The organism is Acetobacter fallax (genome assembly GCF_011516735.1).
In the GTDB taxonomy this organism is placed as follows: domain Bacteria; phylum Pseudomonadota; class Alphaproteobacteria; order Acetobacterales; family Acetobacteraceae; genus Acetobacter; species Acetobacter fallax.
The window spans coordinates 111892-121423 of sequence record NZ_WOSX01000008.1 but is presented as its reverse complement, the minus strand read 5'-3'; the positions used below and the strand labels follow the sequence as shown (position 1 = coordinate 121423).

Here is a 9532-nt window from a genome sequence, read left to right as displayed (position 1 = left end):
GACTTGAACTCTGCCGCATACCGTTTCCGCGTAACCTTGCCCATAAAACCCGTCCTCGTTCAGGCCAGATGATAGCTTATCGCCCTGTCCGAAAAATGGGGACCACCTCTGATGTCATCCATCAGGGCATCTACAGCGGATGACTTAGCTGCCTTTGAGTCAGCTAGTTCGGCTTTTAATGCAAGCAGCTGTGCCTTGAAATCACTAGCCGCCAACGTGGCTTCGATTTTACGCAGATTACGAATCTCCTGCACTTTGTCACGTACAGCGAGCGTAAACGGATTGAGTGTCGGGAAATAGCGGGTTGCTAAGTCGACACCCTTGCGGTTCTCGGCATCGTAGATGCGACGAAAGTTCTCTGCGGTGAACATCTGGTCGAGCATCAGTTGTGCTTCATCCCAATTAATTCAATTATGTGCACAATCGTCACCTAATTCATCAACACAATCACGGTCTTGAATATTTGAGGTTAATGCTAACCTGATAATTGTGGTTCGAATAGTCCAACATGAGGATATTTGATATGTTTGGAAGCCCACTATTAAACGGACATTCTAGGAGTCATTTCCAGACTGTTCGCCATGAGCAAATCAAATCGCTACGCAGTGTGTCTGAAATGAGGCGACTGCTGCCTGTCTGCTCCTGTATTACTGAGTAGACAGGCCAGTCAGGGGAGAGAGCGGATAGTCGGTTGCCGGGAAGGGATGACCGTCTGTAGTCATGCTGCTAGGCTCGACAGGAGATTGGATATCTGTTTACGCAGACGCTCTCTCGCCGCATCAATTGGGCCGGGGACAGTCTTTGCAGAGAGATCTGCCAGCATTTTCTCACCAAGGAAATACGCGATCCGCTCTCCGTTCGCGCCACTCGGATGTGGCATACCTTCGAGCACATTTTCTGCCTTTAGATCGCCGCGCTTCACCAAATGAGCCAGTGCTTCCGTCGGTTTCGGTCCAAGTGGCAGCCAGAAAGCATCAGGCAGCAGCCGGGCCTCTTCCGCAAGAATCTCCTCGACCATTCCACGTAGCATCGGTGTGCGCAGCATCGCCGGGGTTCCGTTATAATTCTCGCCTCGGACAAATACGGGATAACGGAGTGCCGACGTCATATGAACAAGCTCGTGCTGCGGCGTGAAGAGATCAGCGCAACTTGAAACGCCAAAAACATGATGAAGCGTCAGGAAGTCGAGCATACGCACGATATTGTTTCTCATGCCCCCACTGAAACTGCCCGTCAGTTTGGCGGTGCGCAGGGCTTCTTCCTGTCCGGCACCTGCTTTAAGCGCCTCGCCGAAGGCAGTGAGTGCGTTGACCGCCTGAGTGCGGCCGGGCGTAATGCCGCAGATGACCAGACGGGCCGTCTTCGGTGTGTAGTCGAATGGCGCCCAGGTCGTGGTGACGTTGCCGCTCGTCCCGAGAAGCAGAGAGCCGTCGTCCAGCAGTGAGGCCGGGGAGCGGGCGTCACGCACAAGAGTGCTGAATCGGGCGAGGTCGACATTAGTGAAAATGCTCATGGCGTTTTCGAATCCTGAAGTAATCTGAAAAAGACGTGTGCCCCAGACTACTCGGATGGTAGCAAAGGCGGCTGTGTGCCCATACAGACCGCAACCTAGCCCCGTCGGCAATGGCAGCTTTCGAGAAATAGCTTACGTTAGTTCGAGATCTGCCATGAGGGCGAGAGCGGACATATTTGTAAACTGCCACAACATTCCATAAAAAACGCAGCCTGTTTCATCCTGCCAAAAGGTTTGCAAAGGTCTGCGACCTTTGCCGGGTCCGGGCAGAGCCCGGATATCCCTGTCAGGCTCTGCTCACAAACAAATGTATCAATGCGCCATCTTCGCCATCGCCGGAGGGATGGGGCCGCCGGTGGCCCAGTCGAGGAGTTCTACGGTGTGGACGAAGGGGATTCCGGCTTCGTCGGCGAGCTGGGTGATGCAGCCTATGTTGCCGCTGGCGGCGATCTGGGCGTGAACTGATTTGAGGTTTTTCAGTTTGCGGTCTTTGAGTTGGTTGGCGATTTCGGGCTGGAGGAGGTTGTAGGTTCCGGCGGAGCCGCAGCAGAGATAGCCTTCGGGGACATCGAGGACTTCGAAGCCGGCTTCTCTGAGGAGGGTTTTGGGGGGCAGGACGATGCGCTGACCGTGCTGCATGGAACAGGCGGAGTGGTAGACCACGCGCTGGCCGGTTTCGATGACGGGTTTGCTGAGACCGATGGTGGTCATGAATTCGGTGATGTCTTTGGCCATTGCGCTGACGCGGGCGGCTTTTTCGGCCCAGGCGGGATCGTTGCGGAGGACGTGGCCGTAGGCTTTGACGGAGGTGCCGCAGCCGGAGGCGTTGATGACGATGGCATCGAGGCCCTCGGGGCTGTCGGCTTCGCGGAGCCAGGCGTCGATATTGGCTTTGACGTATGGCAGGGCTTTGTCTTCGTCGCCCATGTGTTCGGCGGGGGCACCGCAGCAGCCGGCGCCGCGTGCGACGACGACATCGACGCCGTGGCGGTTGAGGAGGCGGACGGTGGCGTCGTTGATGGCGGGGTCGAGGGTGTTCTGGACGCAGCCGGTGAGAAGGGCGATGCGCTTTTTGCGCTGGCCGGTCGCGGGCTGGTCCGGGCTTGCATAGAGGCCGGGTTTGTTGATTTTACCTATGGCAGGCAGGGGATTTTTCGGGACCATGTCGAGCATGGCGCGGATGGTGCCGGAGAAGAGGCTGCGGAAGGGGCGGCCGAGTTTACCGGCGTAGAGGGAGAGGCGGAACAGTTCGGGTCTTGGGAGAAGGATTTCGAGGGTTGAGCGGACGGAGCGCTGCCAGAGGGAGCGTTTGTAGTGCTCCTCGACATATTCTCTGGCGTGGCCGATGAGTTTTGAATACTCGACGCCGGACGGGCAGATGGCTTCGCAGGCGAGGCAGGTCAGGCAACGGTCGAGATGTTCGACGGTTTTTGAGTCCGGTGCGCCGCCGGTTTCGTACATATCCTTAATGAGGAAGATGCGGCCGCGCGGGCTGTCGTTTTCGTTGTGGAGGACTGTGTAGGTCGGGCAGTGGGAGAGGCAGACGCCGCAATGGACACAGTTGCCGATGATGTCGCTGGAGAGAGCGATGTCGGGGTTGCTGTCGAGCAGTTTCTGCGGGATGTGGCTGAGCATCGGTTCCGGCTTTGTTATTGTTGTTCAGGGAGGTGAGCTGGTGTTTTTCGGGCGCTGCCCGAACCCGGCTGGGAGCGCGGCTCTCCGCACCCTGATGTGTTACACATAGTGGTTTGCAAAGGTCTGCGACCTCTGCCGGGGTTCGGGGCGGAGCCCTGAGGACAGATCGCCATCAGGCCTTACTCCCCTGCCCTGCGACAGTCATGCGACCGGGATTGAAGAGGCCCATCGGATCAAAGGCTTTGCGGACGCGGGCGGACAGGGCGGCGACGGCTGCGGAGGCCGGGGGAAAGGCTCCCTGGCTGCGTCGGAGGGCGTCCGGAGCGCGGACGAGGGTGGCGTGGCCGCTGCTGGCTTTGGCGAGGGCGCGGAGGCGGGTGACGCCGGCGTCTGTAGCGGTTTCCGGTTTTGTTGCGCAGAAGATTTCCGCACCGCCCCAGTCGGTAAAGTAACGGGACAGACCGCCGCCCTGCCCGGCTGCATCGATGAAGCTTTTTGCCTGGGAGACAGGGAGATTGACGCGCCAGATGAGGTCGTCGGGGGTAGCGTTCAGGGGGTCGAGTTCGCGGATGGAGGCCCAGAGGGCGGCGCTGTCTTTATCATCGAGCGTGGCGGCGACGGGGCGGGCCATGCGGCGGGTGAGTTCGGCGACGTGTTCCGCGACACCTTCCTCCATGCCTTCGATGCGGAACGCGAGTTGCCAGCCCTGCGGGGTTTCCAGACGGGTGGCGCCACTGACGGCGATGGGGGCTCGGAGGATTTCGGCGGTCCGGGCGAGGTCGGCGGCGAGATCCGTGGCTTCGAACAGGAGGGTCTGTTCGCGGGGTGGGGCGGGCCAGAGCTTGAGGGTCAGGGAAGTCAGGGCCGCGATGGTGCCGAAGGAGCCGACCATGAGTTTGCTGACGTCGTAGCCGGTGACGTTTTTAACGGTGCGGCCTCCGGCGACGAAGTGTTCGCCCTGGCCGTTGATCCCTTCGATTCCGAGGATGTAGTCGCGGGCGGCGCCGGTGAAGAGGCGGCGGGGGCCGGAGAGGGCTGAGGCCATGGTGCCGCCGATGGTGGCACGGGCGGGATCGGTGCCGTAGAGGCTGGTCCAGAACGGGGGCTCGAAGGGCAGGTACTGGCCGCGTTCGGCGATGGTGGCCTGGAGGGATTGCATGGTGACGCCGGGGCCGAGGCGGATGACGAGTTCTTCGGGTTCGTAGAACTCGATCTGGTCGAGGCCGCCGAGTTCGAGGGTGGTGTCTGCCTGAACGGGGTTACCGTAGCCGGTGCGGGTGCCGTTGCCTCTGATTTCGAGTTTATGGCCGCTGAGGACGGCGTCTTTCACAACTGAGGCGACGTCTTCGACTTTTGTCGGGCGCATGGCTGTGGCTGCTTTTTGTACGGTTTCTGACATGGTTATGATCCTTTCAGAAACGCGGCACGTCGGGGAAGCGGAGTTGTCCGTTATGGACGTGCATGCGGCCGAACTCGGCGCAGCGGCAGGGTGTCGGGAACATCTTGCCGGGGTTGAGGAGTTCGGTGGGGTCGAAGGCGCAGCGAAGAGTCTGCTGCTGTTCGAGGTCGGTTGTGGTGAACTGGTGGGTCATGAGGTCGCGCTTTTCGACGCCGATGCCGTGTTCGCCGCTGAGGACGCCGCCGACATCGACGCAGGTGCGGAGGACGTCGGCGCCAAATTCCTCGGCTTTTTCGAGATCGCCGGGTTTGCGGGAATCATACATGATGATGGGGTGAAGGTTGCCGTCGCCGGCGTGGAAGCAGTTGGCGTAATCGAGACCGTATTTCTTTGAAAATTCGGCCATCTTTGCGAGGACATCCGGCAGGCGGTTTCTTGGGATGGTGCCATCTGTGCAGTAATAGTCGCGGCAGATTTTGCCGATGGCGGCGAAGGCGAGTTTGCGGCTGCGCCAGATGCGTTCGCGTTCGGCGTCGGAGTTACTGGCGCGGACTTCGATGGCGCCTTCTTTCTGTGCGATGGCGGTGACGGACTGCACGAGGGCGTCGACCTCTGATTTGCAGCCGTCAAGTTCGCAGATCAGGAGGGCGGCGGTGCTGGCGTCGAAGGTTTCCTGGATGAGGGGGGCGACGGCGTCGAGGACTTTGCGGTCCATGAATTCGAGGCCGGCGGGAATGATTCCGCTGCCGATGATGGCGCCGACGCAGTGGCAGGCGGTATCGACGCTGGGGAAGCTCATGGAGAGGACGCGGGCGGTTTCGGGCTTCGGGACGAGGCGGACGGTGATTTCGGTGATGACGGCCAGGAGGCCTTCGGAGCCGGTGAGGACGCCGATGAGATCGAGGCTGCCATCTGCTGCGCCGAGGTAGTTGCCGCCGAGATGAATGACGTCTCCGTTCATCAGGACGGCTTCGAGGCCGAGGATGTGGTTGGAGGTGACGCCGTATTTCAGGCAGTGCACGCCGCCGGCGTTTTCGGCGACGTTGCCGCCGATGGTGGAGATGATCTGGCTGGACGGGTCTGGCATGTAGCACAGGCCATGGGGGCTGGCGGCTTCGCTGACGGTGATGTTTCTCGCGCCGGGCTGCACGCGGGCGATACGTTCGGTGGGGTTTACGTCGAGGATATTGCAGAGGCGCGCGGTGCCGAGGAGGATGCCGTCCTCGACGGGCAGTGCGCCGCCGGAGAGGGAGGTTCCGGAGCCTCTGGGGACGATTTTGACGCCGTTTTCCTTGCAGAACAGGAGGACGCGGCGGATTTCGTCGGTTGAGGCGGGGAGCACGACGAGGAGAGGCATGGCCATGTAGGCGGTGATGCCGTCGCACTGATAGGGCGCGCGTTCTGACTCTTCGGAGATGACCCATTCGGCGCCGACGATGGCGCGGAGGCCTGTGGCGAGCTGTTCGCGGCGGGCGATGACGCCTGGATCTGTGACTGGCATCTTCATGGTGACTGCGTCAGGCTCCCGTGTCTGGTGACGCGGCGACCGTCTGACGGTCCGGCGTCTTAACGTACTGATTCGCCGTATGTTTACGGCGGGCGGTGTCGTGGCGAGGATACCCCGGGGACTGGTGTGAGCCGAGGGTTTGGCGGTGCATGGCAGGTTCACTCTCAGAGTGTGATGAGGCGATGATGGAATGGCAACGCGCGGTTGATCTGCGGAGATTACGGTATTTCGTGGCGATTGCCGAATGCGGGAGTTTTACGCGGGCGGCGGCCGTTCTCGGGATGGAGCAGCCGCCGCTGAGCCAGCAGATCCGGCAGTTTGAGAAAGATCTTGGGGTGGCGCTGTTTCAGCGGCTGACACGGGGTGTTGTGCTCACGGATATTGGTGCGGCGTTGCTGGAGCAGGCGCGGACGATTCTGGCGCTGTCGGACGAGTTTGTTGCGACGGCGAGCGGGATGGCGCGGGGTGAGCGGGGGCATTTGCGGGTCGGTCTGGCGGGGGCGGTTTCGCTACTGCCGATCATTCCATCGACGATCCGGCGGTTTCGCGAGGCGTGGCCGGAGGTGGTGGTGTCGTTTGAGGAGAGCAACACCCCTGCCCTTTCGGCGGCTTTGCATGAGCGGCGGGTTGATGTTGCGATTGTTCGGCCTCCGGTGACGGACGATCGGGATCTGGCGATTTATCCGCTGCTGGATGAGCCGACGGTTGCGGCGTTGCCGAGCGGGCATGAGCATGCGGGGAGCGGTGCGATCCGGCTTTCGATGCTGGAGGCTGAGCCGCTGATCATTTTCCCCCGTGAGCTTGGGCCGGGGTTTCATGATGCGATTTTATCGGCGTGTCAGCATGCGGGCTTTACGCCGAAGATGGGGCAGCAGGCGCCGCAGATTGCGGCGACGGTTCCGCTGGTTGCGGCGGGGCTTGGGGTTTCGGTGGTGCCGCAGTCTTTGTCACAGATTCATGCGGGGGGTGTGACGTTTCATCCGATTGAGGAACCGGCGCCGAAGGCTTCGCTGGCGATTGCGGTGTTGCGGGGGCGGCATGCGCCGCTGGTGGCCCGGTTTGTGACGGTGTTGCGGGAGGCGTGTCGGGAGTGGGAGGCGGAGGCCGGGTGACGGGGGCCGTGATTCTCTACAGTTTCCGGCGGTGTCCTTATGCGATGCGGGCGCGGCTGGCTCTGCTGGTTAGCGGCGTTCGGGCTGAGGTTCGGGAGGTGGTGTTGCGGGACAAGCCTCTGGCGATGCTGGCGGCGTCGCCCAAAGGGACGGTTCCGGTGCTGGTTTTGCCGGATGGGGTGGTGATTGAGGAAAGTCTGGAGGTGATGTTGTGGGCTCTGGGGCGTGCTGATCCGGAGGGGTGGCTGGAGGGAGCGGATCTGGGGCTGGTTGGGCGGTGTGACGGGGCGTTTAAGTTTCATCTTGATCGCTACAAGTATTTTACGCGGTATGGGTGTGATCCGGCTGAGCATCGGGCGGAGGGAATGAGGTTTCTGGAGGAACTGGAGGGGCGGTTTTCGGGTGGTTTTTTGTGTGGGGAGCGTTTTGGGCTGACGGATGCGGCGGTTGCGCCGTTTGTGCGGCAATTTGCGGCGGTGGAGCCGGAGTGGTTTGATGGGCTGGCTTTGCCTTGTGTACGAGGGTGGCTTGAGGGCTTTGTTGCGTCGTCATTATTTAGGCGGGCGATGAGGCGGTTTGAGCCGTGGCGGGCCGGGGATGTGCCGGTTTTACTGTGCTGATGCCGACGCTTTGGGGTGCGGCCCTGGCTGAGTGAGGAGAGGGTTTATGGTTTTTCGTCGTCCGCTGATGGCCGTGCTGCCGTTTGTGATGTGTGCGGTGCCGGGGGTTGTGCGGGCGGCGGAGCCGTGGGCGCCGATTGATCCGGCGCGGATGTCGGCGGCGATTAAGGTTCTGGCGTCGCCTGCTTTTGAGGGGCGATCGCCGGCGACGGCGGGCGAGGAGAAGTCGGTTGCGTGGATTATTGCGCAGTATCAGGCGATCGGGCTGGAGCCGGGCGGAGAGAACGGCGGCTGGACGCAGGCGGTTCCGTTACTGCGGACGCGGGTTGGGGCGCCGTCACGGCTTGAGGTGACCATGGATGGCTCATCGACGGCGCTGATTCCGGGGAAAGACATTTATCTTTCGACGCTTTTACCGAATGAGCGGATTCAGATCGAGGGAGTGCCGCTGGTATTTGTCGGGTATGGGGTTCATGCGCCGGAGCGGAAGTGGGATGACTATAAGGGCGTTGATCTGAAGGGAAAAGTTGCTGTTTTTCTCGTCAATGATCCGGATTTCGATGCTCAGCCGGGAGAGGCTGTCGCCGGTCGGTTTGGCGGCAGGACGATGACGTATTATGGCCGCTGGACCTATAAATATGAAGAGGCGGCGCGTCGGGGGGCGGTGGCGGCGCTGATTGTTCATGACACGCCGGGGGCGTCTTATCCGTGGTCGACGGTGATTGCGCCGGGTCAGGAGGCGTTTGACATTGTTCGCGATGATAGCGCGGAGAAACCGGTTTCGGTGCAGGGGTGGCTTGAGGGCGATGCGGCGGCGCGGCTGTTTGCCCGGGCGGGGCTTGATCTGGCTACGTTGCGGGTGAAGGCGCGTGATCCCGGATTTAAGCCTGTTGTGCTGAAGGGCATGGGGCTGACGGTGGATGTGCCGGTTTCGGTGGCCCGGTTGCAGAGTCATAACGTGATCGGGAAGATCACGGGTGCGAAATATCCTGATGAGACTGTGATGTATGGGGCGCACTGGGATGCGTTCGGGGTGAGCCGGGATGCGTCTGGCAGGACGGTGATGCGGCCGGGCGCGATTGATGACGGATCGGGGATTGCGGCGGTTCTGGAGATTGCGCGGGCGTATCGGGCGGGACCGGTGCCGGAGCGGACGGTGATGTTTGCGGCGTGGACGGCGGAGGAGCGCGGGCTACTGGGCTCGACGTGGTATGTGGCGCATCCGCTGGCGCCGCTTGCGAAAACGGCTGCCAATTTCACGATCGATGTGTTGCAGATGGCGGGACCGGCACATAATGCGTTTGTGATCGGGGCTGGCCAGGACACGTTACAGGATGATCTGGTGACCGGAGCGCGGGATCAGGGGCGCGTTATGCAGCCTGAGGCGAAGCCGGAGCGCGGGGCGTTTTACCGGGCGGATCATCTGCCGTTTGCACGGGCCGGGGTTCCGGTTGTGGCGGTGATGGACATGGCGGGGGCGTATGATCTTGTGACGGGCGGTGTTCCGGCGGGGGATGCGTGGTTGCAGGCTTACATGAAATGCTATCACCAGGCGTGTGATTCCTGGAGCGCGTCATGGGATCTGCGTGGAGCGGCCGAGGATGCGGCGCTGGTTTATGCGGTGGGACGCAGGATGGCGTTTTCGCATGACTGGCCGCAGTGGAAGACGGGATCGGAGTTTGCCGGGGTTCGGGCGGAGACGGAGCAGGAGCGGAAGTGATCCGATGGGATCATGATGTTTCGGGG

The 9532-nt window shown here is 61.5% G+C and carries 8 protein-coding genes; 3 read left to right on the top strand and 5 right to left on the bottom strand.

Features of this window, described 5'->3' with window-relative positions:
* Window positions 1-59: 59 nt before the first annotated feature.
* From GOB85_RS06645 to GOB85_RS06625, 5 genes are all read right to left on the bottom strand, one after another.
* Window positions 60-383 carry a hypothetical protein gene (locus GOB85_RS06645; protein ID WP_198912200.1) on the bottom strand — a complete coding sequence of 108 codons (324 nt, stop codon included), beginning with the start codon at window positions 381-383 and terminating at the stop codon, window positions 60-62.
* A 335-nt stretch (window positions 384-718) separates the two neighbouring features.
* Entirely contained in the window at window positions 719-1513 is a 795-nt protein-coding gene (locus GOB85_RS06640) for a hypothetical protein (protein WP_173576683.1), read from the bottom strand.
* Window positions 1514-1825: 312 nt separating this feature from the next.
* The gene (gene glcF, locus GOB85_RS06635; RefSeq protein WP_173576684.1) at window positions 1826-3148 is read right to left on the bottom strand and encodes a glycolate oxidase subunit GlcF; all 1323 of its coding nucleotides are present in this window, start codon (window positions 3146-3148) and stop codon (window positions 1826-1828) included.
* Between the two features lie 172 nt (window positions 3149-3320).
* Window positions 3321-4547 carry an FAD-binding protein gene (locus GOB85_RS06630; RefSeq protein WP_242011324.1) on the bottom strand — a complete coding sequence of 409 codons (1227 nt, stop codon included), beginning with the start codon at window positions 4545-4547 and terminating at the stop codon, window positions 3321-3323.
* 13 nt (window positions 4548-4560) lie between these two features.
* Complete coding sequence (locus GOB85_RS06625) at window positions 4561-6048, bottom strand: FAD-linked oxidase C-terminal domain-containing protein (protein ID WP_456304241.1); 1488 nt, start codon at window positions 6046-6048, stop codon at window positions 4561-4563.
* A 155-nt stretch (window positions 6049-6203) separates the two neighbouring features.
* Here GOB85_RS06625 and GOB85_RS06620 point away from each other — a divergent pair, with 155 nt between their 5' ends.
* The 3 genes from GOB85_RS06620 to GOB85_RS06610 all read left to right on the top strand — a co-directional run bounded on the left by GOB85_RS06620 (window position 6204) and on the right by GOB85_RS06610 (window position 9506).
* Complete coding sequence (locus GOB85_RS06620) at window positions 6204-7166, top strand: LysR family transcriptional regulator (RefSeq protein ID WP_456304242.1); 963 nt, start codon at window positions 6204-6206, stop codon at window positions 7164-7166.
* Entirely contained in the window at window positions 7163-7786 is a 624-nt protein-coding gene (locus GOB85_RS06615; RefSeq protein WP_173576686.1) for a glutathione S-transferase N-terminal domain-containing protein, read from the top strand. The genes GOB85_RS06620 and GOB85_RS06615 overlap by 4 nt, the downstream gene beginning before the upstream one ends.
* Window positions 7787-7874: 88 nt before the next feature.
* Complete coding sequence (locus GOB85_RS06610; RefSeq protein WP_242011330.1) at window positions 7875-9506, top strand: M28 family metallopeptidase; 1632 nt, start codon at window positions 7875-7877, stop codon at window positions 9504-9506.
* Window positions 9507-9532: the final 26 nt, after the last annotated feature.

Bases quoted from the DNA above. Each gene is read 5' to 3' on its own strand.
- GOB85_RS06645 (WP_198912200.1), bottom strand. From the start codon at position 383: ATGCTCGACCAGATGTTCACCGCAGAGAACTTTCGTCGCATCTACGAT.
- GOB85_RS06640 (WP_173576683.1), bottom strand. From the start codon at position 1,513: ATGAGCATTTTCACTAATGTCGACCTCGCCCGATTCAGCACTCTTGTG.
- glcF (WP_173576684.1), bottom strand. From the start codon at position 3,148: ATGCTCAGCCACATCCCGCAGAAACTGCTCGACAGCAACCCCGACATC.
- GOB85_RS06630 (WP_242011324.1), bottom strand. From the start codon at position 4,547: ATGTCAGAAACCGTACAAAAAGCAGCCACAGCCATGCGCCCGACAAAA.
- GOB85_RS06625 (WP_456304241.1), bottom strand. From the start codon at position 6,048: ATGCCAGTCACAGATCCAGGCGTCATCGCCCGCCGCGAACAGCTCGCC.
- GOB85_RS06620 (WP_456304242.1), top strand. From the start codon at position 6,204: ATGGCAGGTTCACTCTCAGAGTGTGATGAGGCGATGATGGAATGGCAA.
- GOB85_RS06610 (WP_242011330.1), top strand. From the start codon at position 7,875: ATGTGTGCGGTGCCGGGGGTTGTGCGGGCGGCGGAGCCGTGGGCGCCG.